This window comes from Haloferax sulfurifontis ATCC BAA-897, from assembly GCF_000337835.1.
GTDB lineage: Archaea > Halobacteriota > Halobacteria > Halobacteriales > Haloferacaceae > Haloferax > Haloferax denitrificans.
The window spans coordinates 1-26415 of sequence record NZ_AOLM01000018.1 but is presented as its reverse complement, the minus strand read 5'-3'; the positions used below and the strand labels follow the sequence as shown (position 1 = coordinate 26415).

The 26415-nt window shown below is 63.3% G+C and carries 26 protein-coding genes and 1 pseudogene; 14 read left to right on the top strand and 13 right to left on the bottom strand.

Annotation, left to right across the window (positions count from 1 at the left end; all coding sequences use genetic code 11):
• Nucleotides 1–9: 9 nt before the first annotated feature.
• From C441_RS20125 to C441_RS08965, 3 genes are all read left to right on the top strand, one after another.
• The gene (locus C441_RS20125; protein WP_049920536.1) at nt 10–618 is read left to right on the top strand and encodes a hypothetical protein; all 609 of its coding nucleotides are present in this window, start codon (nt 10–12) and stop codon (nt 616–618) included.
• A gap of 64 nt (nt 619–682) precedes the next feature.
• Nucleotides 683–1147 carry an OsmC family protein gene (locus C441_RS08970; protein WP_007274817.1) on the top strand — a complete coding sequence of 155 codons (465 nt, stop codon included), beginning with the start codon at nt 683–685 and terminating at the stop codon, nt 1145–1147.
• Between the two features lie 117 nt (nt 1148–1264).
• Complete coding sequence (locus tag C441_RS08965) at nt 1265–1996, top strand: hypothetical protein (RefSeq protein ID WP_007274816.1); 732 nt, start codon at nt 1265–1267, stop codon at nt 1994–1996.
• 241 nt (nt 1997–2237) lie between these two features.
• On the opposite strand, the gene C441_RS08960 is transcribed toward C441_RS08965, so the two are convergent.
• A complete protein-coding gene (locus tag C441_RS08960; RefSeq protein ID WP_007274815.1) occupies nt 2238–2684 on the bottom strand; it encodes an ester cyclase in 447 nt (148 codons plus the stop codon).
• Between the two features lie 562 nt (nt 2685–3246).
• Between C441_RS08960 and C441_RS08955 the strand changes: the two genes are divergently transcribed.
• The gene (locus C441_RS08955) at nt 3247–3780 is read left to right on the top strand and encodes a hypothetical protein (protein ID WP_004970351.1); all 534 of its coding nucleotides are present in this window, start codon (nt 3247–3249) and stop codon (nt 3778–3780) included.
• Nucleotides 3777–4727, top strand: a complete 951-nt coding sequence (locus C441_RS08950) for a homoserine dehydrogenase (protein WP_007274814.1) — start codon at nt 3777–3779, stop codon at nt 4725–4727. The genes C441_RS08955 and C441_RS08950 overlap by 4 nt, the downstream gene beginning before the upstream one ends.
• Nucleotides 4728–4801: 74 nt before the next feature.
• On the opposite strand, the gene C441_RS08945 is transcribed toward C441_RS08950, so the two are convergent.
• Complete coding sequence (locus C441_RS08945; protein WP_007274813.1) at nt 4802–5476, bottom strand: type I 3-dehydroquinate dehydratase; 675 nt, start codon at nt 5474–5476, stop codon at nt 4802–4804.
• A 580-nt stretch (nt 5477–6056) separates the two neighbouring features.
• Nucleotides 6057–6725 carry a type I 3-dehydroquinate dehydratase gene (locus C441_RS08940; protein WP_049920521.1) on the bottom strand — a complete coding sequence of 223 codons (669 nt, stop codon included), beginning with the start codon at nt 6723–6725 and terminating at the stop codon, nt 6057–6059.
• 329 nt (nt 6726–7054) lie between these two features.
• On the opposite strand from C441_RS08940, the gene C441_RS08935 reads away from it, so the two are divergent.
• On the top strand, nt 7055–7951 hold the full coding sequence (locus C441_RS08935) for an NAD-dependent epimerase/dehydratase family protein (RefSeq protein WP_049920520.1): 897 nt from the start codon (nt 7055–7057) through the stop codon (nt 7949–7951).
• 60 nt (nt 7952–8011) lie between these two features.
• Here C441_RS08935 and C441_RS08930 read toward each other — a convergent pair whose 3' ends face one another.
• The 3 genes from C441_RS08930 to C441_RS08920 form a co-directional block, all read right to left on the bottom strand.
• Complete coding sequence (locus C441_RS08930) at nt 8012–8785, bottom strand: IclR family transcriptional regulator (protein WP_007274810.1); 774 nt, start codon at nt 8783–8785, stop codon at nt 8012–8014.
• A gap of 225 nt (nt 8786–9010) precedes the next feature.
• A complete protein-coding gene (locus tag C441_RS08925; RefSeq protein ID WP_004065137.1) occupies nt 9011–9700 on the bottom strand; it encodes a 4-carboxy-4-hydroxy-2-oxoadipate aldolase/oxaloacetate decarboxylase in 690 nt (229 codons plus the stop codon).
• A 197-nt stretch (nt 9701–9897) separates the two neighbouring features.
• Nucleotides 9898–10908 (bottom strand): Bug family tripartite tricarboxylate transporter substrate binding protein, encoded by a 1011-nt coding sequence (locus tag C441_RS08920; protein ID WP_049920519.1) that lies wholly within the window; start codon nt 10906–10908, stop codon nt 9898–9900.
• Nucleotides 10909–11151: 243 nt separating this feature from the next.
• Here C441_RS08920 and C441_RS08915 point away from each other — a divergent pair, with 243 nt between their 5' ends.
• Entirely contained in the window at nt 11152–12195 is a 1044-nt protein-coding gene (locus C441_RS08915) for a zinc-dependent alcohol dehydrogenase (protein WP_007274808.1), read from the top strand.
• A gap of 249 nt (nt 12196–12444) precedes the next feature.
• Here the strand turns inward: C441_RS08915 and C441_RS08910 are convergent, their stop codons facing one another.
• Nucleotides 12445–13092: an MBL fold metallo-hydrolase gene (locus C441_RS08910; protein ID WP_007274807.1), complete on the bottom strand. Its 648-nt coding sequence runs from the start codon at nt 13090–13092 to the stop codon at nt 12445–12447.
• Nucleotides 13093–13387: 295 nt separating this feature from the next.
• Between C441_RS08910 and C441_RS08905 the strand changes: the two genes are divergently transcribed.
• The 5 genes and pseudogenes from C441_RS08905 to C441_RS19005 all read left to right on the top strand — a co-directional run bounded on the left by C441_RS08905 (nt 13388) and on the right by C441_RS19005 (nt 18054).
• Complete coding sequence (locus tag C441_RS08905; RefSeq protein WP_007274806.1) at nt 13388–13903, top strand: tripartite tricarboxylate transporter TctB family protein; 516 nt, start codon at nt 13388–13390, stop codon at nt 13901–13903.
• Nucleotides 13903–15384, top strand: coding sequence for a tripartite tricarboxylate transporter permease (locus C441_RS08900; protein ID WP_004970327.1), 1482 nt, complete (start codon nt 13903–13905; stop codon nt 15382–15384). The genes C441_RS08905 and C441_RS08900 overlap by 1 nt, the downstream gene beginning before the upstream one ends.
• Nucleotides 15385–15960: 576 nt before the next feature.
• Nucleotides 15961–16392, top strand: coding sequence for a universal stress protein (locus C441_RS08895; protein WP_007274805.1), 432 nt, complete (start codon nt 15961–15963; stop codon nt 16390–16392).
• Between the two features lie 151 nt (nt 16393–16543).
• Nucleotides 16544–17191 (top strand): MBL fold metallo-hydrolase, encoded by a 648-nt coding sequence (locus C441_RS08890; RefSeq protein WP_007274804.1) that lies wholly within the window; start codon nt 16544–16546, stop codon nt 17189–17191.
• 173 nt (nt 17192–17364) lie between these two features.
• Nucleotides 17365–18054, top strand: a pseudogene (locus C441_RS19005) (IS6 family transposase).
• A gap of 119 nt (nt 18055–18173) precedes the next feature.
• Here C441_RS19005 and C441_RS08885 read toward each other — a convergent pair.
• The gene (locus C441_RS08885) at nt 18174–20654 is read right to left on the bottom strand and encodes an efflux RND transporter permease subunit (protein ID WP_007274803.1); all 2481 of its coding nucleotides are present in this window, start codon (nt 20652–20654) and stop codon (nt 18174–18176) included.
• The gene (locus C441_RS08880; RefSeq protein WP_049920535.1) at nt 20654–22042 is read right to left on the bottom strand and encodes a CARDB domain-containing protein; all 1389 of its coding nucleotides are present in this window, start codon (nt 22040–22042) and stop codon (nt 20654–20656) included. Before C441_RS08880 ends, C441_RS08885 begins: the two co-directional genes overlap by 1 nt.
• Before the next feature lie 424 nt (nt 22043–22466).
• Here C441_RS08880 and C441_RS08875 point away from each other — a divergent pair, with 424 nt between their 5' ends.
• Nucleotides 22467–23108, top strand: a complete 642-nt coding sequence (locus tag C441_RS08875) for a TetR/AcrR family transcriptional regulator (protein WP_007274801.1) — start codon at nt 22467–22469, stop codon at nt 23106–23108.
• A gap of 419 nt (nt 23109–23527) precedes the next feature.
• On the opposite strand, the gene C441_RS08870 is transcribed toward C441_RS08875, so the two are convergent.
• Nucleotides 23528–23935, bottom strand: coding sequence for a DUF7261 family protein (locus C441_RS08870; RefSeq protein WP_239640827.1), 408 nt, complete (start codon nt 23933–23935; stop codon nt 23528–23530).
• Between the two features lie 1102 nt (nt 23936–25037).
• On the opposite strand from C441_RS08870, the gene C441_RS08865 reads away from it, so the two are divergent.
• Nucleotides 25038–25256: a hypothetical protein gene (locus C441_RS08865; protein ID WP_007274799.1), complete on the top strand. Its 219-nt coding sequence runs from the start codon at nt 25038–25040 to the stop codon at nt 25254–25256.
• Between the two features lie 18 nt (nt 25257–25274).
• Here C441_RS08865 and C441_RS08860 read toward each other — a convergent pair whose 3' ends face one another.
• The 3 genes from C441_RS08860 to C441_RS20275 form a co-directional block, all read right to left on the bottom strand.
• The gene (locus tag C441_RS08860; RefSeq protein WP_049920516.1) at nt 25275–25538 is read right to left on the bottom strand and encodes a hypothetical protein; all 264 of its coding nucleotides are present in this window, start codon (nt 25536–25538) and stop codon (nt 25275–25277) included.
• 47 nt (nt 25539–25585) lie between these two features.
• On the bottom strand, nt 25586–25897 hold the full coding sequence (locus C441_RS20280) for a hypothetical protein (RefSeq protein ID WP_239640823.1): 312 nt from the start codon (nt 25895–25897) through the stop codon (nt 25586–25588).
• Between the two features lie 141 nt (nt 25898–26038).
• Entirely contained in the window at nt 26039–26269 is a 231-nt protein-coding gene (locus C441_RS20275) for a hypothetical protein (protein WP_007274797.1), read from the bottom strand.
• Nucleotides 26270–26415: the final 146 nt, after the last annotated feature.

Sequence of the window (26415 nt, the reverse complement as noted above, 5' to 3'; positions counted from 1 at the left end):
CGAGCGGATATGAGAATCCCACGGGGCGAGCTCCGCCGGTCGCGCGTCGTCGACGACGCGGCGGCGGTGCTTCGGACGGTGCTCGACGAGGAACTCACCGGCTACGTCGTCTTCGAGCCGCAGGACGCGCTCCTCCTCGGCGAGACCACCCGCGGCGTCGTCACCTTCGAAGACGGGGTTCCCGTCCTCGCCTACGACACGGAGCGCGAGGTCGGCGGCCGCGACGGGCTGGAGGGGTTCGCGGTCACCGGCCCGACCCGCGCCGCGGTCCACGCCGTCGACGCCGACGCCCTCGCGGACGCCCACGAGGTCGAGGCGTTCCGCGTCCCGCCGGGCGAGCCGGCCCGCGTCCTCGCCGGCGACGAGCGATTGGCGGCGAAGACCGTCGACGCCGCCCCCGACGCCCGCCGCGAGGAGGGCCGCGACCAGAGCGCGGTCGAATCGTTCCTCGCCGACGCCGACGCGATCGAGGAGATTCGGTCCGAGGCCCGCGAGGAGGCCCGCGCGAGGGCGTCGGAGTGGGGACTCGACGACGTGTTGGCAGACGACGCCGACGATACCGACTCCGCCGACGACGCTGACGCCGCCGCGATTGACGCCGGCCCGGACAGTCGTTGACACGCTTCTCAGCGGTTGAGAACCGCCTTCTGTGGCTATCGTTCCGCCGTGCGTCCCTCTAGGTATGTCCACCGAGAAATCCCAGAGCCAGACCCTGACCTTCGCCGTCGCCGCGGAGGCCGCATCGCCGACCGAAACCCGCGTCTCCGTCCGGGACTTCGAGTTCGTCGTCGACGAGCCCGAATCGCTGGGCGGGGCGAACGCCGGGCCGAACCCCGTCGAGTACGTCCTCGGCGCGCTCGCCGGCTGTCTGAACGTCACGGCCCACGTCGTCGCCCGCGAGATGGACCTCGACGTTCGGGACCTCGAAATCGCCATCGAGGGCGACCTGGACCCCGCGAAGTTCATGGGCAAGCGCGACGATGCCCGCGCCGGCTACGAGGAGATTCGCGTCGCGGTCACCGCCGACGTCGACGCCGACGCCGAGACAATCGGCGCGTGGCTCTCCGCGGTCGAAGCGCGCTGTCCGGTCAGCGACAACCTGAGCACCGCGACGCCGCTCGCGCTCTCGTTCGACCGGCGGGAGTGAGCGACCGCCGCCCGTCGCCGCCCGTCGCCGCCGCGGGAATCGACCGTCGACCCCGCCGCCTTTTTCGCCGTCTCGCCACGGGGATAGAGCCAAACCGCCGTCCCCTGTACTCTTCCTGTGACCGTCCTGCGCCTCCTTCGACTCCGCCGCCCCGCCGACTTCGCCGACTGGTACCGAATCGGTGCCGAGTACGTCCACGACGTGGCGGCGGGCATGGGGTTTCGCGTCGGCGACTTCGAGTCGCGGGTGGTCCGCGCGACGGACGCCATGCGGGCGGGACGGACCGACCTGCCCCCGGACCTCGCCCGCTCCGTCGCCGCCGACCTGCTGGCCGACGCGGTGTTCTGCGACCCGTTTTGCCAGTGGATGCCGCTGTGGTACGAACTCGGCCTCGCGGCCCCGTGTGCCTACGCCGAGTTCCGGCTCCGGCGGGTCGCCGAACGGTACGCCGACGACCTCCCGCACCTGTCGGTGCCGCGGTTTTCCCGCCCGGAAGACGTGTACGTCGACGGCCGGCCCGCGACGGCGTACGTCGACGGCTTCGCCGAGCGGTTCGTCCTCGCCGACGCCGTCCTCCACCTGGAGTGGTTCGCCTACGTCGCCCGCGAGTCGGGCATCTTCGTCCCCCCGCTTTTGGTCGAGCGAACCCGCGAGCAGACCGTCGCCTACTACGCCGGCCGGCGGACGGAACTCGACCCCGACGTGCGGACCTTCCAGCGACTGCTGTTTTCGGACGACGAGTGGGTCCGCCGCATCGCCGACGTGTACGACGTCGACAGCGCCCTGTTCGACTACTGGGCGCGAATCCTCGCGCGGGAGCGCCGCCGACTGTCGACGTTCGACGGCTGACCGACCGGTCGCCGAGGTGTGCGTTCAGTGCACACGCATCATATGACATTTGAAAAATGTTTTAACGGTGGAGGTAGTACGCGTCTACTGCAGGTAGATACCTGCACTTGGGTTGCGTATACCGGGGAGGTTTTTCCCCAGTGTCCGTGGAGTGCGGGCGGGTGCCCGGTCGTCCGCGCTCTTCCTTCTCATCCGTCGAGCCGTGCGTTCGTCGCGCAAACGGTATCGGCTTCGGCGTCGGTCACGCCTCGGGGAGTTCGACAGCGCCGAGTTGCGTGAGCATGCCGAGCATGTCCGGCTGGACCCACCGCTCGGCGATCACGCCGTCTTCGATGCGGGTGAACACCATGTTTCCCACCTCGATGGACTTCCCGGTCGGTTCGATGCCCATGAACGCGCCGTCGTGGGTCCCGCGGAGCGTGACGCGCATCGCGACCGTGTCGCCCGCCGAAACCGTGTCTTCGACCGTCGCCGAGAAGTCGCTGAACGACGCTTTGAGCCCCGAAATCTGGGCTTTGAGTTCGTCGCGTCCGCGGACCTCGCCGAGCGGACTGTGGTCGCGGACGTCCGCGGCGCAAATCTCGTCGACGAGGCCGATGTTCCCCTCACTCGCGACTTCCTCCGGGAAGCGTCGAGCGAGTCGCTCGTTCCCGGTCGGCGTCGGTGTCGGTGTGCTTGCTGATGCCATCTCTGTGTTTCCTTCTGTCGCACCCGTCCACAGACGGCAACCCTCTCACTTCCCGTCGGCGGCGGATACACCAGCGTATACGCCGTGCGAGATGTTAACTATTATTCGTTGTAAATAGAGTGTCGCGGAAGCGTCTGTGTTTTATTAATGCATGACTCACGGCGCTCACGAACACGACCGACGAACGCTCAGCGAGTGGAAAATGAATAATACGATAGAAAATCCCCCAAACAGACGTAAATAAACCAATTCTGGATTAATACGGCGGTATTTGCACGATGTTCGCACACACACCCGAGTCGGGAGTGTTGCCCTCGATAGTGCTTGTGTGTAAAGCGAGCACAACTCGATTCGCGCACGGTATCCGGGTGCGGTAATCTTTGTAGCGAACCTGAGTACATTTCCGGCCGACGCACGTACGGCGAACCCTCAGTGATGACTCTCTCACAGCAGACGGGCCGACGGTCGCGGTCGGCGGCCGACCCGTTCGAACGCAATACGTATATGGGTGTGCTCGCTCGATTTCCGACAATGAACGACACGGTAGTACGGTGTTGTGCGGATGAGTGAGGTCCGCAACGACGTTCAGGCGTACACGCTCCGACTCGAACTCGTCGACGAGCCCGGCGAACTCCTGCGCTCGTTGCAACCCATCGCCGAACACGGGGGGAACCTCCTCTCGATTTTCCACGAGCGCGGCAACGTCACCCCGCGCGGCTACATCCCGGTGGAAGTCGACATCGAGGCGACGCCCGACCGCTTCGACAACATCGTCGAGGGGCTGAGCGAGGCCGGCATCAACGTCATTCAGGCCGGGACCGAGCGCTACAGCGAGCGTCTGACCATCATCCTCTCGGGTCACCTCATCGAGACGGACCTCTCCGACACGCTGACGCAGATCGAGGCGACGCGGAACGCGACGGTCACCGACATCTCGCTGTCCGCGCCCGCGGGCTCTATCGACGTCTCCAGCGCCCGCCTGCAACTGGCCGCCGAATCGGGGTCCACCGAAGACGTCCTCTCGGCGATGCGCGACATCGCCGACGAGAAGGACCTCCAGCTCGTCGAGCCGCTGACGGTGGGGGGTCGCGCGTGAGACTCTGCGTCCTCGGTGCCGGCGCGGTCGGAAGCGCCGTCGTCGAACTGGCCGCCGAACACGGCCACGTCGTGACCGCGTTCGCGGACTCGGAAAGCGCCGTCGTCGACGCCGACGGCATCGACGCCGACGCGGTGCTGTCGAAGAAGCGAGAAGAAGGCGTGGTCGGCGACGCGGACCCCGAGTCGGTGTTCGACGCCGACTACGACGTGTTGGTGGAAGCGACGCCGACGACGCTCGGCGACGCCGAACCCGGCTTCTCGCACGTCGAGCGCGCGCTGGCCGACGACCGCCACGTCGTGCTCGCGAACAAGGGCCCGGTCGCGGAACGGTACGCCGACCTGCGCGCGCTCGAAGCCGAAAGCGAGGGGACCGTCCGCTTCGGCGCGACCGTCGGCGGCGCGCTTCCCATCCTCTCGACCATCGAGGACGTGGGCTCGTCGCGGGTGTCGGCTGTCTACGGCGTGCTGAACGGGACGGCGAACTTCGTCCTCTCGCGGATGGCCGCCGAGGGTCTCGACTACGAGCACGTGCTCGCGGAAGCCCAAGACCTCGGCGTCGCCGAGGCCGACCCGACCTTCGACGTGGACGGCACGGACACGGCGCTCAAGGGCGTCATCGTCGCCAACGTCCTCTCGGACGGCGAGACGGAGTACACGCTCGACGACGCCGACGTCGAGGGGATTCAGGAGCTTTCGGGCAGTATGCTCGACCTCGCCGCCGAGGACGGCCAGACGATTCGACTCATCGTCGAAGTCGCGGACGGCGCGGTTCGCGTCGGCCCGCGATTGGTGCCCGAAAACGGGGCGGTCGCCCCGTCGGGAACGGAAAACGCCGTCCAAATCGAAGCCGACTACTGCGGTCGACTCGGCATCACCGGCCAAGGGGCCGGCGGTCCCGAGACGGCGAGCGCGGTGCTGACGGACGTCAAGCGACTTGCCGACTGACGTCGGCGGCCGAGTCCGCGGCGAAAAGAGATGAAACGAGTCTGCTGACGGCGGGCGACCGGCGGGTCGCGTCGTCAGTCCGAGAGCGTCAGTTCCTTCGGCACCGACACCTCGCTCCGAATGGTGTCGATGACCTGCCCGTCGACGTGCTCGTTTTTGGTGAGTTCGATGAGCGAGGCGAGCTTTTCGAGCGGAATCTGCCCCGGCGCGTAGTCGTTGTCGTCCGCGAGGAGCGGCGCGTATCCGAGTTTCGACCCGTAGAGGTGGCCGATGACGCGCGTGTGGCTCCCGATTTCGCCCATGGAGATGCCGGCGACGTCGATGCCGCGGTTGGTCGCGTCGTTGACGGCCTCCAAGAGCGTGAGCGTGTCACGCTGGTTCTGGGGGAACACCGCCACCTTCGCGATGTCGCCGAACTCCGCGCACTGCTCGATAATCGCGTCGAGCACGTCTCGGTCGGGCGTCTCCTCGAAGTCGTGATGCGAGATGATGAGCTGGACGTCGTTCTCGCGGAACTCGTGGGCCAGCCACTCCTTGGCGCGAACGGTCTCGAGCTCGATGTCGACGAACTCCACGGCGTCGTACCGAGATGCGGAAAACAGGTCGTCCAGTCGTCCGGTGTCGCTCGCCTTCCCTCCGAACCAGCGAGCGCGATTGGTCGCGATTATCGGGAGTTCGCCGTCGTACGCGGCGAGTTGTTCGAGCGGGTCGTCCGCTTTGTCCATCCGGAATTCGATGAGGTCTGCCACCCCTCGTGCGTCTACCTCTCGTGTGAGGTCGTTTGTTGTCGCCGCCAGTGCAGACTCGTCGAGTTTCATGTGAACGCCTATCACCCCGTCGCCTATAAATGTTAGCTGTCGGCGCAAGAGTTCTCACCTCCTCGTAGGCGGTGAGAGACGCCGTTTTCGGCGGATTCTCCGGAACGTTCATCGACGATGTCGAGCCTGAGCCGAAGTTTACGAGGCGGTGACTTGAATGCCTCCGAGAAATCGTCGACGTTCGACCTACAGGGTCGGCTATCTGTTCCCCCGGCGGTGCGAACGAACCCGCAGTCGGTATCCGTTGGAACGGGTGGGGCTCGCGAGTGGACGCGCGGAGCAGTTGTTCGGTCCCCCGTCCGACCGATGCTCGGCCGACCAGCACCCGACCTGAACAGAACCTAACAACTCAGAATTACTCAAACATATCTGATAGTACAGTCGTAGACCCAGCCGCGACACCGCTGAATCGAGACGCGCCGCCGCGCCGACAACCGGGACGGTTCCGCGGACGCATCGGCCGCTTCGGCGCGAGCGACCACGTCGAAGCACGACGCGTGTTCCCCGGAATTCACCGCGCCGAAGAGACCCATTCGAGGAGGTTCGACAGCTTTCCGAGGTCGATGTCGTTCGGAGAGTGCTCGTCGCTAACGATGGGCGCATAGGCAATCGACGCACCGTAGAACACGCCGATAACGCGGGTGTGGCGGCCGATTTCCCCCAACGCGTAGCCGGTGACTCGCACGCCCCGCTCGGAGGCGGCGTTGAACGACTGTAACAGCGCGAGCGAGTCCGACTTCTCCTCGGCGGAGACGACGAGCTTCGCCACGTCGCCGTACTCACTGCATTCTGATATTATCTGTAACAGTTCTGATTTCTGAGGGGTACTCTGTCGGTCGTAGTGGGAGACGATGAGTTCGACGTCGTGCTCGCGCAGTTCGTCCCGAAGCCACTCGCACTCGCGAATCGTCCGCAGTTCCACGTCGACCGTCTCGACGGCGTCGAACGCGGCGGCGGCCGCGAGGGTCTCCAGTCGGTCGGACTCGCCGGCGGTGCCGCCGGCCCACTCCGGCCGGTTCGAGACGATGAGCGGGAGCGTCCCGTCGTACTCGTCGAGCGCGTCGAGCGGGTGGGTCGCCCCGTCCATCCGGAACTCGACGTAGTCGGCGATGCCCTCCGCGGCCGCCGCTTCGGTCAGCGTCTCGGTCACTCCGGCCAACGCGTATGCGTCCCCAGCCATGGAACTGGATACCGAGCACTCGTATAAAAATAGTTCCCCGCCGAGCGCGCTTCGGCGTTACCTGTCAGCCCCTCGAAACCCGACACACAGTCACGCACGCCGCCGTTTCGACAATATTGGAACCGTGCGAGAACACGGAATCTCGGTCAACGACGCGGTTTTACCGATAGACATTACAATGCTACTTCTGTAATTAACATGGTCTTACAGGCCGAATCTATTTCAACGATGTCGAAAATCGAGGGTCAGTGACGGCGCTGTTTCGACTGAGACGAACTTACCGCCGCCACCAAGATTTAAATTGGGGAGTTCCGTATCCCTCAGTAACGATGGTTACGCAGCAAGTGCTAGTCACGGGTCCGTTCGGTGAGGCGGGCGAAGCGATTCTCAACCACCTCGCGGAGCGCGACGAGTACGAGTTCACGTATCTCGACCGGACCGAGCATCCGGAGTACGAGACGTTCGTCGCCGACATCGCGGATTACGAGGCCATCCGCCCGGCGTTCGACGGGCAGGACGCCGTCATCCACCTCGCCGCGCAGTCCGACGCGGGCGCGGCCTTCGAGGACATCATCGAGCCGAACATCATGGGGACGTACAACGTCCTCAAGGCGATGGAGGACGCCGGCGTCGAGAAGCTCATCTACGCCTCCTCCCAGCGCGTGATGGGGCTGTACGAGGAGGACCTCGCGCCCGACCTCTACGAGGAGGACTATCCCAGCGAGTACGACCCGCTTCGACTCACCCACGAGACGCTCCCGAAGCCCGACGGCTACTACGGTGCCTCGAAGGTGTTCGGCGAGCACATCTGTCGGACGCACGCCCGCCGCGACGGCGCGCCGAACCAGGTCTACTCGATTCGCATCTCCAGCGTCCGGACCGAGCGGTACGACCACCCCTACGGCGACGCGGAGCGCGGCGTCGACCGCGGCGACGAGCACAAAGTCGAGGAGGGAGAGGTGTGGGACCAGTCGCAGACGGGGTCGTGGGAGCGCGGGAGTCCCGAGTACGAGGAGATGGTCAAGCGGCTCAAGGCGACGTGGACCTCCCAGCGGGACTTCGCGCACCTGCTCGAATGCTGTCTCGAAGACGAGTCGGTCACCTACGACACGTTCTACGCCGTGAGCGGCAACAAGGCCCGCTGGTTCGACACCGACCACGCGAAGGCGGTCCTCGATTACGAACCGGCCGACGACGGCTCCGAGTGGGACAGCCCGCCGGAGTGAGACGACGAGCGACCGCCGCCGAGCGCGGCGACCGCACCCGACAGCGCTGAGACCGCCCACTCAGTACTGCTTGATTTTCAGCTCGATGATGTTCTTCTTGTTCAGGAGCGCCGGCCCGAGTTCCTCTTCGATGCGGCCGTCCTCGATGCGGCTCATCGGGCCGCTGATGCTTATCGCACCGACGGCGTCGTCCGGTTCGGAGACGATGGCGGTCCCGACGGCGCAGACACCGGGGTAGTGTTCCCCGCGATTGATGGAGTAGCCTCGGTCGCGAATCGCTTCGAGTTCCTCGTGGAGCGCCTCGCGGTCGGTGATGGTGTCGTCGGTCAGGGCGGGGAGGCCGCGGCGGTCGACGATGCGGTCGACCTCGTCCCGCGAGCGCTCCGCGAGCATCGCCTTCCCCGTCGCCGTCGAGTGCAGGTAGAGGTGGTCGCCGAGCGGCGCGTCGTCGTCGATTGACTCCGGGCTCTGGGCCTTGTAGAGCTGGACGGCGAACCCGTTTTGCTCGACCGTCACGTTGGTGTGCTCGCCGGTCTGTTCTTTCAGTTCGTCGAGCTCCGGCTTGGCGACCCGGTACAGCGCCATCCCGTCGCGCATCGACCCGCCCATCTCCAGAAACCGGAGGCTACAGCGGTACTCGTTTCCGACCTTGACGACGTAGTCGGTGTCCACGAGCGTCGCCAGATGGATGTGCGCCGTGCTGACCGGCATCTCGATGTCCTCGGCGGTCTCCGACAGCGTCGCGCCGTCGGCCTCGCGAAGATATCTGATGATGTCGAACGCCTGTCCGACGCTCTGTATCCGCCGCGAGCCCGACCCGGTGGAGTTCGTCATGACTCGACGATGGGCCACCGCGTCCCTAATAGCACCGGTTCGTTTCAACGATGTTGGAGTTCGGGGAGAATCGTCACGACCGCCGGCGTCGCGGGACCGACGCGCCGCTCGCTATCGGTCGAGTGCTCGGGAAAAACCGCGGGTCGCGCGGATGGCATGACAGTCGAGGCGCGGCCTTCTCGGGGCAGTCGCGGTCGCCGCCTGCCGCGTCGCGTTTCGGTGCCGCTACTGAATCGAGTCTTCGGGACCGACGATGGTCAGGTTCTCGAACAGCTCGTCGTAGCCGTTGAGTTCGTAGAGGTACTCGCCCTCGAGGACTTCCTCGCGGACGGAGTCCTCGGCGCTGAGCTTCTCGTGGGCGCGTTCGAGGACTTCCTCGGCTCCCTCGCGGGGGATGACCGCCAGCCCGTCGTCGTCGCCGATGACGATGTCGCCGGGGTCGACGCTGACGCCGCCGACGGAGACGGTGACGTTGATGGAGCCGGGGTCCTGCTTGAGCGGTCCCTGCGGGTTGACGCCGCGGCCGTACACCGGGAACTCCATCTCGGCGATTTCCCGGCTGTCGCGGTACGCGCCGTCGATGACCAGTCCGGCGAGGCCGTTGGCCTGACACGAGGTGCACATCAGTTCGCCGACGTGGCCGGTGTCGGTGTAGCCGTCGCAGTCGATGATGAGCACGTCGCCGGGCTCGGTCAGCGTAATCGCCTTGTGGATGATGAGGTTGTCGCCGGGGGCGGCCTTCACCGTGACCGCGGTCCCGGCCATCTCGACGCCGTCGTAGGCGGGGCGAAGGCCGGCGTCCATGGTCAGTCCGATGTTGCCGGTCACGTCGGAGACGATGGTGCTCGGGATCTCCTCGAACGCCTCGACGAGTTCGCGGTCCGGTCGCTCTACGTCGGGCTCTATCGTGTGCATACCCGACCCGACGCGGACGATTCACGTTAAACTATCGGTCGGTCGAACGCTTGCACTCCGCGCCAGCGTCGCGGGCACGCCCCGGTCGGGAGTGCCGTCGCTCGCGGCGACGTGAGAGCCGACGAAAGGGAGAAGGGCGCAGGTACGTGTCGCGTGGTGAGTCGGTCGGTCGCGGGGCTCGGAATTCGACTGCGGCGTTACTGCTCTTCGATGCCGAGTTCGTCGACGAGGTTGCCGTAGAACTCGTACTGCTGGTCGAGGAAGTCCTGGAGCTCGTCGGGGCCGCGTTCGACGCGGATGAAGTTGTTGTTCTCCATGAACTCCACGAACGAGTCGTCCTCGTAGACGGCGCTGTACACGTCGGCGAGTTGCTGTTTCAGCTCGTCGTCGATGCCGGCGGGCGCGAAGTGCGCGAGCCACGAGCCGATGGAGATGTCGAGGCCCTGGTCCGCGAGCGTCGGCGTGTTCGGGAGCGCCTCGACCTGCTGGTCGAACGCCACGCCGAGGGCGGACAGCCCGCCGTCTTGGACCTGCGGGGCGACCTCGGCCGCGCCGACCGCGGTACAGTCGACCTCGCCGTTCACGACGGCCGTCATGGCCGGGGCGGCACCCTCGTAGGAGATGTGTTCGACGTTGACGCCGGCCTCGCTGGCGATACCCGCCGCGGCCATGTGCCACGACGAGCCGAAGCCGGAGTTCGCCATCTGCAGGGTGTTGTCCTGCCCGTAGGTAATCCACTCGTCGAGCGTGGAGAACTCGGCGTCCTCGCTGACGACGAGCGCCGCGGGGAACTCGGTGTACTGCATGATGGGCGTGATGTCGTCGGGGCTGAGGTCGGCGATTCCGAGGTGCTCGAACAGCGCGATTTCGGGGGCCGTACAGCCGATGGTGTGGCCGTCGGGCTCGGCGTTGGCCGCCGCGTTCATCCCGACCGAGCCGGAGCCGCCGGTCTGGTTGCTGACGTTCCACGAGACATCGGTGTGGTTCTCGGCCGCGTCGGCGACCGCGCGACTGGTCCGGTCGGCTCCGCCCCCGGCCGACCACGGGGAGATGACTTCGACCGGCCGAGAGGGCCACTCCTGCTCGCCGGAGAGACTGCCGAGACAGCCGGCAGAAAGCGCCACTCCGCCGACGCCGGCGGCCTTGATGAAGTTCCGTCTGTTCAGCGCGCTGGGTCCACTCCGATTGCTAATGGTGTCGTCTCCCATTGTACCCGAATGTTTGAACAATCCATACAATAAGCATTGTGGTCCCTCCGAATATGGCGCGGCGGTCGATACCGCGGTGCAGTTCGGACGGTCGGCGTCTCCGCGAGCGGCGGCCGAGCTGGGAGCTTCGCAGGGACTCGCGCGCGAGCGACATTATTGGATATCTCGGGTTGTGTCGACCGACCCCGCAAGCTTCTCCCCCAAGAGCGTAGATTTATACCCCGGCGGTTTTCAAGGAGATGTATGCGCGGGTTAGCCAAAACGAGCCGAGAGCCCGGAGCTATGGAACTCCTCGACGTCGAGACGCCCGAGCCGGCGTCGAACGAGGTCCTCATCGAAGTCGACTACGCCGGACTCTGCGGGAGCGACGCGGGAATCTACAAGTTCAAGTCCGCCTTCGAGCGGATGGATATGCCGACTATCATCGGCCACGAGTACACCGGCCGCGTGGTCGAGCGCGGCGACGAAGCCACCCGGTTTTCCGTCGGTGAGCGCGTGGTCGAGCGCCCGATTCGCGGCTGTGGCGAGTGTTTCCAGTGCCAGATCGGCGAGGAGAGCATCTGTCAGGACGCGACCCTGACCGGCATCGACCTCGACGGGGCGTACGCCGGCTACATCGCCGTCCCCGAGTCGGCGCTCCAGTCGGTCCCGTCGAACGTCGAACCGAAACACGCGGCGCTCGTCGAGCCGACGGCAATCTGTACGCGCGCGGTCATTCAGAACTCCCGTGTCAAGGCCGGCGACCGAGTGCTCGTCGCCGGGCCGGGACCCATCGGGTTGCTCTGCGCGCAGGTGGCCGCCTCGCAGGGCGCTGAAGTCGTCGTCGCGGGCGTCGGTCGGGACACGAACTACCGACTGCCGCTCGCGGAGGAGCTCGGCTACCCCGCGGTCAACATCGAAGAAGACGACCTGACCGCCACCCAGCGCGACCTGACCGGCGGCGTCGGCTTCGACGTGGTGTTCGACACGACCGGCCACCCGTCGGGACTGCCGATGGCGGTCGAGCAGGTCCGCAAGGGCGGCCAGATCGTCCTTGTCGGTCAGACCGGCGAGACCACGATGGAGTACACGCCGCTCGTCCGCGCGGAGGTCGATCTCCAGTGTACCTACGGCGCGACCTTCGAGGACTTCGAGCGGGCGTTCCGACTCATCGGCTCGGGCGACGTGGACCACGCCACGTTCCTCGACGACCGGTTCCGGCTCACCGAGTCCGAAGACGCCTTCGAGGCGTTCCTCTCCGGCGAGACCTGCAAGCCGGTGTTCGACGTTTCGGTCCTTCGGGACTGACGCGACCGCTTTCGTCTCGCTCGCAGTCGCCCTCAGCGACGGTTCGACTTTCTGCGACAGTTCGACTCTCAGCCACGGCTCGTTTCACAGCCGGAGCATCGCGGCCGCAGTTCCTCCACCGCTCGCCTGACTCTCCGCCGGTCCGGATTCAGCGCGGCCGCTCCGCGGTCGGTCGTCGGAAAAGCATGCCGTTGGTGGGCTATCGAGGTGGGTGACGCCGCCGGCGTCGCTCGGTTCGACGGGGCGTGGTCACTCCGGCCGGGGGTCCCACTCGCGCTCGACGAGGAAGTCGTCGAGTTTGCCCTTGGGGTCCTCGAAGACGTGCGAGCCGTGGAAGACGAGAAGCGTCTCGAAGTCGTACTGCAGGAGGTCGTAGAGGTTGATTTCGGCGGCCTCGTGGTCGTCGTTGAATAGCGCCGGCGGCGGGAGGAGATACCCCGCGGGGAGGCCCGCGCGGTCGGCCCCGTCGAGGGTGTCCCCGGAGATGAGGATGCCGCGGTCTTCGAGCAGGAGCGCCGACGTCGCCTTCGTGTGGCCCGGCACCTCGATGACGCGGATATTCCCGTCGAGCACGTCGCCGTCGGTGAACGCCACGTCCGGCTCGTAGTCGATGGCCTCGTGGAGCTTCGACTCGTTGGCCGACGCGACGAGTTCGGGGTCGAACGCCTCCATCACCGACGGGAGGCCGCCGTGGTGGCCGTGGTCGCCGTGGGTGATGACGACGCGGTCGACGCCGCCGTACTCCCGCTCCAGAATCTCGACTAACTCGTCGCCGTCCTCGTCGAAGCCGGTGTCGACGAGCGTCGTCTTCCCCGCCGGCGTGTCCTTCAACACGAGTACCCGGACGTGTTCGAACTGAATCTGGTCGATACCCTCGGTGACGTTGCTAACACTCATTCCGGTGGAAGGGTAGTTCGTAACGCTGGTTAATTCTATCGATAGACGCGAAACGCGGCGCCCTCGACGGCAGAGCTATCAGATTCACTACTGTATCGCTCGCCCGCCGAGACCCGCCTCGGTGTGTGCGAACGTCCACTCTCGATAGCGAGTTCCGACCGCGACTGGCCGATAGTCCCGACCGCACGTAGTCTTCGTGTCGAAATCGTGACTTTCAGCCCCGAGCGGCCGCGGAAAGACCAATATGTTTATTACATACGATTGCTTGGTATCATACCACGAGGCAGAACAAATAATGGTCATTCAGAAAGTCGGGGCCGTCCTTGATAGAATCGGCTTGGAGAGTGTTCGTTCAAGTCCGCTGTCAGTCTTCTTCATCCTGTTTTCGGCCGTCGTCATCTTCTTCGCGAGCCAGTTCCCGTCGGGTGACGGCGTCGGGCCGTCGTTCTTCCCGATAGCGGTGTCGGTCGGCATCATCTTCTTCGCGGGTATCGACGTGCTGACCGGTTCCGAGACGGAACTCGAAATCTCGGAGTTCGACTTCAGACCGGCGGCCGCCGTCGCGGCGTTCCTCGTCGGGTACGTCCTGTTGATGCCGGTTTTGGGGTTCCTCGTGTCGACTATGCTGTTCATGCCGGTCGTCCTCTACTACTCGGACATCCGGTCGAAACTGCTGGGTGTGGCGCTGTCGATTGGGTTCCCCATCGCGCTGTTCTACATCTTCGCCCGGATTTTCCTCGTGCGCCTGCCTGAAGGCGTCATCCCGGTGTCGCGGCTACTGCCGCAACTTCCGCTGGTGGTGACCTTCTGATGGTCGTCGAATATATCACTCAGGCGCTCGTCAACCTCGCCGACCCGTTCGTCCTCCTGCTCATGGTCAGCGGGATATTACTCGGTATCCTCATGGGTTCGATTCCGGGGATGACGGCGACGATGACCATCGCGGTCCTGCTGTCGTTCACCTTCACGATGGAGCCGAGTCAGGGGATGATTCTCCTGTTGGGTATCTACGGCGGTGCGGTCTACGCGGGGTCGATTCCGGCGATTCTCATCCGCACGCCGGGCACCCCGTCGGCGGCGGCGACCATCTTCGACGGCCACCCGCTCTCCCAGAAGGGCGAGGCCGGCCGCGCGATTCGCGTGAGCACCATCGCGTCGTTCGTCGGCGGCGTCATCAGCGTCATCGCGCTGATGTTCTTCTCGCCGGTCATCGCCGACATCGCCCTCCGGTTCCGGTCCCCGGAGTTCTTCGCGCTCGCCTTCTTCGGACTGACCATCATCGCCAGCGTGAGCGGCGACTCGCTCACCAAGGGGATGGTCTCGGGTCTGTTCGGGATGCTCGTCGCGACGGTCGGTATCGACCCCGTGACCGGCTTCCACCGCTTTACGTTCGACATTCCCGAACTGCTCACCGGCGTCGAGTTCATCGCGGTCATGATCGGCCTGTTCGGCATCGCCGAGGGGCTCCGCAAGTACTCGCAGGGCATCAACAGCGGGAACGACCGCGTCGACCAGGAGATAACCGGCGTGTTCCCCTCGCTTTCGGACCTGCGGTCCATCGCGCCGGTCAGCGTCGGGTCGGGCATCCTCGGGTCGTTCATCGGCGCGATTCCCGGCGCCGGCGGCGACATCGCGGCGTTCATCACGTACAACGAGGCCACCCGCTGGCTCAAAGACAGCGTCCCGTCGTTCGGCGAGGGGAACATCCGCGGCGTCGCGGCCGCCGAGTCCGGGAACAACGCGAGCACCGGCGGCGCGCTGATTCCGACGCTGACGCTCGGAATCCCCGGCGACTCCGTCTCCGCCATCCTCATCGGCGCGCTGTTGGTCCACGACGTGAACCCCGGCCCGGGCCTGTATCAGGAAGAGCCGGTCTTGCTGTACACTATCTTCGTCGGGTTCCTCCTCATCTACGTGTTCATCCTCATCTTCGGCATGCTCGGCGCGAACTACTGGGCGCGCCTCATCAATATCCCGAAGTCCCATATCTGGCCTGCCATCCTCGTGCTGTGTGTCATCGGGGCCATCGCCCTCCGCGGCAACGTGTTCGACGCGTGGATCATGCTCGGTGCGGGCGTGCTGGGGTACGCGATGCGGCTCCGGGGCTATCCGCTGGCCCCGATGGTGCTCGGGCTCATCCTCGCGCCCATCGCGGAGGAGAACCTCCGTCGGTCGCTCGTCCTCTCGGGCGGCTCGCCGACCATCTTCCTCACGAGCCCCATCGCCCTCGTCATCATCCTGCTCGGTCTGGGCGCGATTGCGCTCCCCACCGTGCGCTCGCTTCGCGCGTAACGGCGCCGCAGACCTCGTCGCCTTTCTCACACCGCGTTCGGTTCTCCGTCTGGTTCGCCCCGTAGCCTTCACTCGAACAGCGCACCGCTCGGCGTTCTCGACGCGTGCGGCGCTTCGACAGCCGGCGAGACGCGCCCGGAGCCGACACCGAGACTGGTCACGACGGCTGGCTGAACCTTGTTCTCTCCGTTTACCTGCTGTCCTCTTCGTTTCTCACCCGCCCTCCCCAGTTGCTTCTGTGTTCTCCTGTTTCCCACACCCCCACGCGACCGCGTCGATGTCGCGGGCGAACCGATTGAACTGACCGCCATTATTTCGATGATGTTGAAAGACAGGGGTAATTTTCTGTCTATTCACCTCGGAATTACAGACGTACCTGTGTCACGGATTTCGTCCGATTTCGAGTTGATTACGACATCGTTGAAAGCACGCCCGGTTCGACGGTCGAATTCACGAGTCGCGTCGGCTGTCGAAACCGCGAATCGAGACCGCGAGTCGCGTCGACGCGCCGGTCGGTGGTCGCTTCGAGTGGGATTCGGCGAAACGATATTATATCCCACCGTGGTACACGCAGGTATGGTCGTTGTTGCAGCGGTCGACCGTTCAGGTCGGTCATCACACGTTGTCGCGGAAGCCGCATCGCTGGCGGCGGCGTTCGACGAATCGGTCCACGTCGTCCACGCGCTGACCCGCTCGGAGTTCGTCGACCTCGGGCTGACGAGCGCGCAGGCCGAAGCGCCGAAGGACATGGAACAGATTCGGTCGGCGGCCGCCGAGATGGCCGCAGACTCCGTGTCGGGGCTGGACGTCCCGTACGAGACGGTGGGGCTCGTCGGTAACCCGGCCGACGAAGTCATCGAGTACGCCGAAGCGCAGGACGCGAGCTACATCGTGGTGAGCCCGCGACGCCGCTCGCGCACCGGGAAGATGCTGTTCGGGAGCGTCGCCCAGTCGATTCTCCTGAACGCGTCGTGTCCCGTCGTGTCGACCCTCGCCGACGCGGAGTAGCGTCGTTCGGGGTGGCGACTCTCGGCCACCCGCCGCTCGGTGCCGGCGGTCGGTTGCCGACGGTCGGTTGCCGACGGCCGGATACCCGTTACACGCGCGTGAGAACGCGCGTCCCCCTTTTTATCGCGGCTCGTCGTAGCGTCGACTGCACATGACAGTGACCGCAGTCGCAGACGGAGTGTACACGATACAGTTCGACCACGTCCGCGTGTTCGTCATAGAGGACCGACCGACCGGCGCGACCACGCTGGTCGACGCGGCGTTCCCTGACGACGGCGAGGAGTTAGTCGAGATTCTGGAGTCGGAGTTCGGCGGCGTCGACCGACTCGTCATCACCCACGGCGACGAGGGACACTTCGGCGGGACCCCCGCCGTGTTGGACGCGTTCGACCCCGAACTGCTCGTTCCCGGCGGCGCGAAGGGGTTCTACGACGCGCTCGCCGTCGAGGCCGACCGCCACTTCCGCCACGACGACGTGCTCGACGGCGGGATTCGAATCGTGCAGGTCCCGGGCCACACGGTCGCAAACAGCGGCCTGCTCTTGGAGGACGACGGCGTGTTCATCGCCGGCGACGTGGTCGAGGGGTCGGACCGCCGCGGCCTCCCGCCGGGGTTCCTCGTCCCGCCGGCGGCGCAGTTCAACGACCTGAGCCACGAGGAAGCCGAGCGGAACCTCGTCAAACTGTTCGAGTACGACATCGAGACGGTCCTCGTGAGCCACGGCACGCACGTCGAGGAGGACCCGCTCGGGAAGTTGGACGACTGGCTCATCGACCGTCAGTGGACGCTGTCGTACTGAGCCGTTTCGAGTCGGTCGGCGACGCACCCGACGGGCCGCCGCGGAGACGCACAGCTAGCGGCGATCCGAGAGCCGGCACTGTCTAGTTAAGTCAGTTTGAGGAACGAGCAGGTCGTTGAGCTAATTCGGGATGAAGTCCGCAGACCGGCTCAGCGAGCGCTTTGCGGCGGGTTATGAAGAAATTTGAGCGCGTGAGTGGACGGCGACGTCCCAGACTCGCAAAGCTCTCGTGCGCCCGTCAGAACGCGGAGCGTTCTGAGGACGCCGTTAGGGCGTTCGACGCCCAACTCCGGACGACTAACTTTACTTAAATAACAACAGAGATTCTCCGGCTGCTTGGCGTTCAACGCTCTCACCAAGGCGTCTGGACGTTCACATGTCGGCTGGCTGTTAGTCGTCACAACCCGCCTGAGACGAAACCGAAACGGATTGCGGTCGACGAGACCGCTGCCAAAATCGATGGCGGTTAGTCTTGTATATCTACTACAATAAACATAGAGACAAAACCGATTCTTGACGTCGAATCGTTCGGACGAAATAGTGCTGATCCGGCTGCAGCGTTTCTCCATCGGCTCTCTGAGAAACACGGGGTCTCAGGCGCTGTAATCCCCGTTGACGGCTCCGATTATCCGACTGCAATCTCTCGATTAGGATTGAGCGGTCGGCTTGACTACGTTGAGCGAAACCTCGCCGGAACGTGGTTTCAAACCCGTGAAATCCGAGTCGAACACTTCTGTGATCCCTCGGTGGTCAGTCACGCGGTCGTCTGCGATTATCTTGTCTTATTTATACAATACTACTTGCCCCAACGAACGCATCAATCGCTCGACGGAAGAACACCGGTCGAGGAGGTCACTAACTAGACAGTGCCAGCGGGGGAAACGCGTTAGGTTTCTCAATAATCACAGTAGGATTCCGACGAGCGCGCCGACGCTCGACCACGCCACCAGCGGCGCGAAATTGTGATCGTCGTTCGTCCGCCTTACATCGCTGGACGGAGACGCGCCAATAGATCGAGATCCCATTGCTGTGTCCGTTCCCAGAGCAACATCGCGGGCGGGAGTGCGATCACCGCCGCCAGGAACGAATAAGTGACGCTCAGGCCGATCAGGACGCCGAAGTTGCCGAGAATCGGGGTGATGGCGAGCGCGAGCGCGCCGGTCCCCAGCGCGGTCGTCAGCATACTGCCGAACAACGCGCCTCCCGTTCCGGTCAGCGTGATCATCATCGCTTCGTGCGCACCCGTCGTCGCGTCGTACTCGTCGATGAAGCGGTGAGTCGTGTGTACCGAATAGGCGATACCGACCCCGACCGAGATGGAGAGAATCGTCGCGGTCAATGCGTTCAGCGTGATGTCCAGATACCGCATCATCCCGAGCAGGAACGCGATGGCGATCAGTATCGGGAAGACGTTAACCACGCCGAGCATCGGTTTGCGTTCCAGGATTCCGTATATCGCCACGAGGAATGCGGCGGTCAGCACGACTGCGAGGACGAGTCCCTGAATCGCCGACTGGAAGATACGGTCCATCACCGCCGCGCGGACGACGATATCTCCCGTGGACGTCGCTTTAAACTGGAACGTGTCTGCCAACTCGTCCCCACCGGTTGTCACCTCTGTCTGTGAGGCATCGGAGTCGGTCTGATATTCGACCAGCGCGGACCGGTAGTCTTCAGTGAGGTACTGTTCGGCCCGCCCGCTCGCCGAGGATGCGAACAGTTCGTCGTAAATTCGTTCGAGGTTCTGGTCGGGTATCCCGTTATCGTTCTGGTCGTTCCGAGCGACTAAGGCGGCGAACTCTTCGTCTTGATCCGCGTGGGATTGAATGACGGTCACGATGCTCCGTGCCTGTGCTTGCCCACCGGGTCCAACTGCGAACGACTCCGGGGGGTTGTCGTTCGGAGCCACGAGGGTTTCGAGCGCGTGATCTTCCTTGAAGTTTCCCTCGGCGTATATTTTCACGGTACTCCCCTGACTGCTCCCGAACTTCTCATCGAGCAAGTTGATCGTTGACGTGATCGTATACTCGCCTGGCGCGAACGGTTCAGGTAAGCCCGTGACGTAGGCTGGGAGCTCCTCGGGCGGGAGGAAGTCCTCGTTTTCGAACGAGGTGCCGACGCCGGCCCCGTACGCGCCCATGGCGACACTTGACAGGACTAGTCCCAAGACGATTACCGTCGGTGCGTGCTGGCTCACTCGTGCGGGGAACGCTAACACCCGTCCGAGGGCTGAGTCCTCGGACGCTATCGGAGACGAGTTGAACTCCGGGACGCCGAGACGCGTGCGCACGTTATCGCACACCAACTTGGCTGCGGGTAGAAACAGCCCGAAGATGAAGAACGTGAACAGGATACCGACCGCTGACGCGATGCCCAAATTCCGAATCGGCGTCAGGTCGGAGATGACGTTTGCACCGAATCCGAACACCGCAGTCACGGTGACGATGACGAACGCGATCAGGAGCTGGGCGTTCGCTTCTCGCATCGCTTCGACCGCTTCGAACCCGCGTTCCGTCTCTTCTCGGTAGCGGTTGATGATGTGGATCCCGAAGTCGACGCCGACCGCAAGCAGTAACACCGGGACCGAAATCATCTGCTGGCTGAACGGAATCCCCGAATACCCGAGGAACCCGAACGTCCAGATGATCGTCATCACGAGCGCGACCAGTCCCAACAGGACGTCGATGGGGTCACGGTATGCGACCACCAAGAAGAATAGTAACAGGAGGATCACGACGGGCATCACAATCAGGAGCGAGTCCTGCACGGACTGCGAGATCTCTGTTTCGGTCGTCCCTGACCCGAACGCACGAACGTCGCCCGGCGTATCGTCAGCGACCGCTTGAAGGCCCGTCTGGACGGCAGTCAGGTCGTCATCACCGAAGCTCCCGGGGAAGTCGTGCGAAATCGTCGTAATCGATGCAGACGCGGAGACGCTGGTCGGATTGAAATCGTTTGACACTACTCCGGTAAGTCGGGACCCATCTCGGAGTTCTCGAACGGCCTGTCTGATTTCGGATGGAGTCGCACGTTCGAGCGTTCGCCGATGCTCTGCCGGCGTCGTCGCTGACGGGTTGAGATGCTGTGCAATGATCGGAGCCGGGCCACGAGCCGAGTCCATCCGGAACTCGTCGCGTTCGGCAACGCGTTCGAGCAGGCGAGCGTCACGGACGAGTGCCTCCTTAGTCAGGACGTTGCTGTTCGTCCGAATGAGTTGCGTCGTCGTCTGGGCATCTGTCTGGAACGGCTCCTCGAAGTTCTGTTCGACCTCTTCGAGGGTCGCCTGTTCGGGTAAGTCATCCGTGAACGCGTCAAGCCCGCCCGCGCTCATCTGTACAGACCCTAACCCGCCGATGAACACGCCCGTGAGCAACAAAAAGACGACGACAACTGCGCGTGGGCGGTCCACGATTGTCGTGTTGAGGCGTTCTGTCGCCGTTTCAATCCTCTCAGCCAGTGGCATTACTTCCGCCTCCAGTAGACGACTGCGACACCGCCTGCGACAACCACCCCCAATCCTAAGATGAGCGTGATGGGCGACACGCCGCTGTTCTGCGGTTTGACAGCGTCCAGCGGCTTTCTGAACGTGTCCGTGAGATGGGTTCTGCCGTCGCTGTCCGTATACCGGAAGTCGAACGAAATCGGATACGTGCTTCCCGCCGTCGCGGACGCCGCCGCCGTCACTTCGAACGCCAGCGTCGTGGACTCACCGGGCTCTAAGGACTCGATATAGCTCGTGTCCGAGGCCCCGGCGCTGAGGGGGTCGTCGGCGAACAGCCGCGCTTCGACGTCGGTGACCGTCTCGTTGAGGTTGTTCGTCACTTCGACGGTGACGACCCGCGATTTACCCACGGTGATCGTCCGGTCGGAAACCGCGAGTCCGAATTCGTCTCGGTCCGGACCGATAGTCGCCAGGAGGTCGAGTTTGTCGTAGGTCCGCCGATTTCCGTCGCCGTCACGGTACCAAACCTCGACATTGAGTAATTTGTCGCCGACCTCTGCCTCACTCGTAACTTCCATCGGGAGCCGGAAGGACTTGGACTCGCCCGGAGCGAGCGACCCGACGGCGGTGGAATCCTCGCTCGGGACGACGGATGCCGGATTGTCCACCGGGCGAATCGTCACGCTTCGTACCGTGTTGGGGCCGGTGTTCTCGACTGTGCCGACGATTTCCCCATCTTCGCCCACTCGGAGCGACGAGGACACGTCCGAGAAGGCGAACGACTGTGCGGGGAGCGACTCGACAGTGGTCGTGATCGGGCCGGACGTACGACTAATGCCGTCGGTGTCGTCGTAATTGACCACCAGATCAACCGCGTATGCGCGCACCGCCGAGTTGGACTCTAGTGCGGCACTGTACGTGATCGTCCGGTTTTCGCCCGGCTCCCAGTCGCCGACGGACGCCGTCGAGGACGCGTCGCCGGACTCGAACGTCAGGGAGCTACTCTTTGACTCTGCGTTCACACTCGCGGCTTTCGCAACTTCCGAGCCGGTGTTCCTAAGCGTGACCGAGATATCGTTATCGTCGCCGACTTGGGCCGTCGCGTTTGTCTCGATGACCTCGAACCGAGCGTCGTCCTTGATCTGAATCGTTATCGAGCCGGTCTGCGTTCGCGTGGAATCGGTTCCTTCGGTGGTTCCGCTGGGACCGTACCGAAGTTGGCGGGTGTACGAGTACTCGTAGGTGACGGGAATCTGATAGGTACCCGGCTCGGCGTCTTCCGGAACCGTGACCGAGACTGTCTTCTCCGTGCTTCCAGTCGGGAAGTTCCCGATAGAAACCTGTCCGGTTTGGACGTCGATTGGTGCGTCTTCGTCGTCTACTTCGAACGTCAATCCCCTCGCAGTCATCACCTCCTCTTCGTACTGCGACGGGCCGTGTTCGATAATCAGTCCGCGATTGACAACCGAGATTGTGAGCTCGTCAGTCGTGCCAGCTGAAAGCGTCCCGGACGACGTTGCAAACGTGATATCCGGGTTCCCAACGATGTCTCCGGACTGTGATGTCTGAGCGGTCGCAACAGCGGGGACCGCACCAGCGATGAACCCCACGACGAGAACGGCGGTGAGCGCGATGGCCAGCGGCCGCGAGCTACGAAGTGTATCCTGTATCATTCTGATCCTTATTGAGTACTCAGTCAAATCCGTGGCGGGGAGATTAATGTGTCGGTTCAGGTCAACAGCGTGCGCGACTCTGACGCGGAGACCACCGCGTGTAGATGGCAGATAGATAGTCTCCAGCGACCATCATTCGAAGAGGGTAACCGCTAATTAGGTGCAGGGGCAACTCGACAGCATGGACAAACGGGCCCCTCTTTTTGTCGACGAGCCTGATGATACCAAGACGGAGATATTGAAAGCGACGTTTGACGCCCTTGCCGAGCACGGATACGCCAATCTGACGATCGACCGAATCAGTCAGCACTTTTCCAAGTCTGAGGGGTTGGTCTTCTACCATTACGATGGAAAAGACGACGTTCTTTTGGACCTCCTCAACTACTTACTGTCTCGATTTAGAGAGGTCGGAATGCCCGTCTCTGACGATGGAGACCCGGAAACCAGACTTCGGAGCCTCTTTGACCAAGTTATCCCCGAGCCCGACGAGCAACAAATCCGAGATTACGAAACGGTACTGACGGAGTTGCGAATGCGGGCCGCACAAGACGAAGCGTTCCAAGAGTGCTTCAATCAGTCTCAAGACGTTTTCCGCGAAACGATACGGGAGATACTGCAGGACGGTATCGAATCTGGCGATTTCAGGGAGATGGATCCGGAGCTAGTCACGAACTTTCTGGTAACGCTCGTGAGCGGGCGGACGTTTGAACGGGTGACGACAGGTATCTCTCGCCCCATCCAGTCAGAGCTGGATAACTATATCAAATACAGGCTCTTGGCAGACGCGGAGGACAACGTCTGAGAACGTGGGAAGACAGCTCTCCCACTGTTCACCCCTTAGACGTTGCCCCGAGAACCCGATATATAATAATCGCAGATATACTGTGACATGGACATTTCTGTATCGTGGAATTGGCCCGATTAACGGTTCGAAAACGGAATATTCCCACTACACACGGTCGAAATGGCTAACTTCGCGTATTACTCGGTCGCACGTGTTCTCGTAGTTTGGTGATGACTCACCACTGCTAATATCTACACGAACCGCTGATTTAGGCATCCTATGGGGTGGTTCGCTCCTACAGTCTCTCTCCGCTGTACGAGTCGCTGGAACGTATCTTTCGAAGGTAATTCGTGGGTCTAGTCTGATCGTTGTCGTTAACGAGAGTCCCCGACGGACCGGCCGTTTCTCCGGCCGCGCGACGCCCGCCCCGTCGGCCCTCAGTTCGGACGCACGGCGACCGTCAGGTCCGTCCGCGACCGCGGCGTGGCGATTCGGACGTCCACGAGGACGGCGACGACGGCCGTCTCGCCCGCGCGCTCTTGCACGACGACGCCGCCGTCGGCGACGCAGGTCCCGAACTCCCGGTACGGACCGTTGGGGCAGTTCCTGAACGCCCAGGTCCCGGCCGCCGAGTCGTTCGTCGTCAGCGCGACGCCGCCGGGCCGCGCGCGTTCGACGTTCGCCAGCGCGGGGTCGAGCCGCGAGCGAAAGTCGGCGACTGCGGCGTCTCTCTCTGCCCAGTCGTACCGACCCGCGACGCCCGCGGTCGCAAGTTCGACCGCGTCCTCGGTCGTCTCGGTCACGCTGGCGTTGGTGACGAACGTCCTATGGGTCAAACGCGTCAAGAGTTGGGCGAAGCCGCCGAAGACGTGGACGTTGAGGCAACCTCTCTTTCGGCTGGAGTACACCCCTTGCACACGCCCGCAACAATATCTCCTCCCGCCAAGGTATCGACCCAACAAACCCAGCCATCGCAATACCCTACACAAAGTCGGCAGTCGCCGGCCACTAGTTCGAGTCGACCAACGCGTGAGAGAAGTGTGCTGGCGAGCGAACACGGGGAGAACGGACTTGTCGCGAGGTGATACACAAGGGGATGTCGCGACGAGTCAGTCGGGGTGAACGCGACGCAACAGGTCCGAATCACTACTCTCGAAAACAGGCGATACACCCCTCGTACGATGGATTGTATCCGAGATCAAGGAACTCTCCAATCGTGAACAGTGGCACCCAGACGAGTGTGAGCGCCAGCGAACGGAACTGGTATCCAATCCAAACACGTCCCAAGAGTGGTCGAAGATGAGGTATCCGAGCAAAACGGGTTGTCGGTGTGGGTGAATTGAGTGATTCGATGTCGGTTCGCTACACCCCTACGCTGGTTACAACCGAATACACCCTTACGGGAGCAGGCCGTCCATGTACATCCCTGGAAACTGCGGGTGTAGCGCGTGCATCCCGGTTTCTCCTCGCTATCACGGGTGTAGAATCGAACCTGAGTATCCCCCCTCGTGAGTGTGCAGCTCGCGAGGCGGCCGAAGCACGGACGCGTGCGTTAGCAGCAGACGAGAATCGTGGAGGGTGGTCGTTGTTCGGGTGGTTGCGGTTGTGATGGGTGGAGAAACGGGTCGCGAGGCTGTCCGCTGTGTTCGTGTGTGACTTCGAACGCCCCCGCGGCGACGACTCGAGGGCCTCCGTGCGCGCCTTGACGCTCGCGTTGCTCGCGTCTGTGGTGCTACAGTCGGCCGTCTTCGTTCTCGCCACGGCCCCGTTTAGTCCCACCCGGTGACTAGCCGGTGGCCGTCGCGTCTGTGGTCGACTCGTGGGGCGCACCGCGGTGTTTTATCGCGCACTTGCAGGGATGCAGGCGCGTGTTCTGGCCTGTGTTGATTTACGATGTGTGTATACTGCGAGACGGAGACGACTGTCGATAGCGCGACCGAACAACGGATGACATTCGAACTATACGCGTGGCTTCGGCTCTACGCAGACGAGGGCGTTGGCCCAACGCAGGCCGTCCAGTTGTTGTTGCAGACGGCTGTCGTCGTCGACGAACTCGATGGCGTGCCGCGGTCCCCACCGGGCCGGGATACGACGGCGTACAAGCGACTGCTGGCGCGGACGGCACAGGTGTGCGACCGGTTGGCAGTCAGTGACGTGAACAAGTAGGGCCGAAATCCTCTCGCGTCACTTCGAACTCGTTTTGCGGTCGACGACGACTCGCCGAGTCTGGTTAGCGTCGATCCCAAACAGGACCCCAGCGAGGAAGAGGAGTTCGTTCCCCTGGTAGTATTGTGTCGCGATATAATTGATGAGGCCGATTTCTGGCGCAGCCACGCCGAAGATGACTAACAGAAGCGCGACGATAGCCGCGAGTCCGGCAACCGTTCGAACCACCACCCCCGAGACGAATCCGACGAAGAACACGACAACTGCAGTGAGCAGACTCATCGCCTCTCTCAGAGGTGATGCAGAAGTAAAGTCGTCGTGGCCCAGCGTCACTGTGAGTCGAGGAACTCACTCACACAGATCTCCTCTCGAAACGCCGGAATCGAGAGGTAGAACTTGTGTTCCGACCAGAGTTCGTCGAAGGCGATTCGGTCAGTTCCCTGTGTTTCGGCGACCCGTTTGAACGCCGCTTGCATGTCGTCAACGGCGATTCGTGTTGATGGATTGCTCCCCGAAGTGGGGTTGAAAACTTTGCTGACCGCCGTTCGGTCTGTTCGACTGCCATCGCTCTCGTGGATACACTTCGTTTCGACGAGTGCGCTCGTGACGTGTATGTCAAGCGGGACACGCAGGTCTGCCACCCACGAGTCTCGGAATTCGAACGCGTGAACGACCTTTCGGAGATACTCGTTCGCAATCTTCCGACCAACGTCGTCGATCGAGGTGAGTAACTCGTATGCCTCGTCGTGTGTGTCTGCTGCACGGAACGCGTCAGTATCGAACTACTTCTGGGCGGCAGTCAATCGAGTCGTGCCAATGGATCCTGCTCGTTGCCGGACCGTAATCGCAAACACACGGTCGAGGTCGTCCTCAATCGTCTCGGGTGTAATTTCGTAGATGGTCTCGTACTTCTGGCGTGTGTAGTGGACGTGTCGGCCGACGCCACCGTTGTCGTCGGTCGGAAGCACTTCGAGGACGGCCCCCAAGCGTTCCTCATCAATCTCGAGGTCCATGTGAACTATTCGCACTGGAACTATGTGACGATATCACTGGCTGTCACGTCGGGTCTCTCCAAGCAGCTCATCGACGGCGTGACCGAGCAGTGGGTATCTCCCACGCGTCGCTCCCGGAGTAAACAGCGACGCGCGTCCGTACGCTT

What these genes read in the sequence shown, in the direction of transcription:
- C441_RS08955 (WP_004970351.1), top strand. Translation starts at nt 3,247, where the DNA reads ATGAGTGAGGTCCGCAACGACGTTCAGGCGTACACGCTCCGACTCGAA.
- C441_RS08910 (WP_007274807.1), bottom strand. Translation starts at nt 13,092, where the DNA reads ATGAGTGTTAGCAACGTCACCGAGGGTATCGACCAGATTCAGTTCGAA.
- C441_RS08860 (WP_049920516.1), bottom strand. Translation starts at nt 25,538, where the DNA reads ATGAGTCTGCTCACTGCAGTTGTCGTGTTCTTCGTCGGATTCGTCTCG.
- C441_RS08970 (WP_007274817.1), top strand. Translation starts at nt 683, where the DNA reads ATGTCCACCGAGAAATCCCAGAGCCAGACCCTGACCTTCGCCGTCGCC.
- C441_RS08915 (WP_007274808.1), top strand. Translation starts at nt 11,152, where the DNA reads ATGCGCGGGTTAGCCAAAACGAGCCGAGAGCCCGGAGCTATGGAACTC.
- C441_RS08865 (WP_007274799.1), top strand. Translation starts at nt 25,038, where the DNA reads ATGACATTCGAACTATACGCGTGGCTTCGGCTCTACGCAGACGAGGGC.
- C441_RS20125 (WP_049920536.1), top strand. Translation starts at nt 10, where the DNA reads ATGAGAATCCCACGGGGCGAGCTCCGCCGGTCGCGCGTCGTCGACGAC.
- C441_RS08930 (WP_007274810.1), bottom strand. Translation starts at nt 8,785, where the DNA reads ATGACGAACTCCACCGGGTCGGGCTCGCGGCGGATACAGAGCGTCGGA.
- C441_RS08880 (WP_049920535.1), bottom strand. Translation starts at nt 22,042, where the DNA reads ATGACTGCGAGGGGATTGACGTTCGAAGTAGACGACGAAGACGCACCA.
- C441_RS08920 (WP_049920519.1), bottom strand. Translation starts at nt 10,908, where the DNA reads ATGGGAGACGACACCATTAGCAATCGGAGTGGACCCAGCGCGCTGAAC.
- C441_RS08895 (WP_007274805.1), top strand. Translation starts at nt 15,961, where the DNA reads ATGGTCGTTGTTGCAGCGGTCGACCGTTCAGGTCGGTCATCACACGTT.
- C441_RS08900 (WP_004970327.1), top strand. Translation starts at nt 13,903, where the DNA reads ATGGTCGTCGAATATATCACTCAGGCGCTCGTCAACCTCGCCGACCCG.
- C441_RS08960 (WP_007274815.1), bottom strand. Translation starts at nt 2,684, where the DNA reads ATGGCATCAGCAAGCACACCGACACCGACGCCGACCGGGAACGAGCGA.
- C441_RS08890 (WP_007274804.1), top strand. Translation starts at nt 16,544, where the DNA reads ATGACAGTGACCGCAGTCGCAGACGGAGTGTACACGATACAGTTCGAC.
- C441_RS08925 (WP_004065137.1), bottom strand. Translation starts at nt 9,700, where the DNA reads ATGCACACGATAGAGCCCGACGTAGAGCGACCGGACCGCGAACTCGTC.
- C441_RS08940 (WP_049920521.1), bottom strand. Translation starts at nt 6,725, where the DNA reads ATGGCTGGGGACGCATACGCGTTGGCCGGAGTGACCGAGACGCTGACC.
- C441_RS08935 (WP_049920520.1), top strand. Translation starts at nt 7,055, where the DNA reads ATGGTTACGCAGCAAGTGCTAGTCACGGGTCCGTTCGGTGAGGCGGGC.
- C441_RS08885 (WP_007274803.1), bottom strand. Translation starts at nt 20,654, where the DNA reads ATGCCACTGGCTGAGAGGATTGAAACGGCGACAGAACGCCTCAACACG.
- C441_RS08905 (WP_007274806.1), top strand. Translation starts at nt 13,388, where the DNA reads ATGGTCATTCAGAAAGTCGGGGCCGTCCTTGATAGAATCGGCTTGGAG.
- C441_RS20275 (WP_007274797.1), bottom strand. Translation starts at nt 26,269, where the DNA reads ATGGACCTCGAGATTGATGAGGAACGCTTGGGGGCCGTCCTCGAAGTG.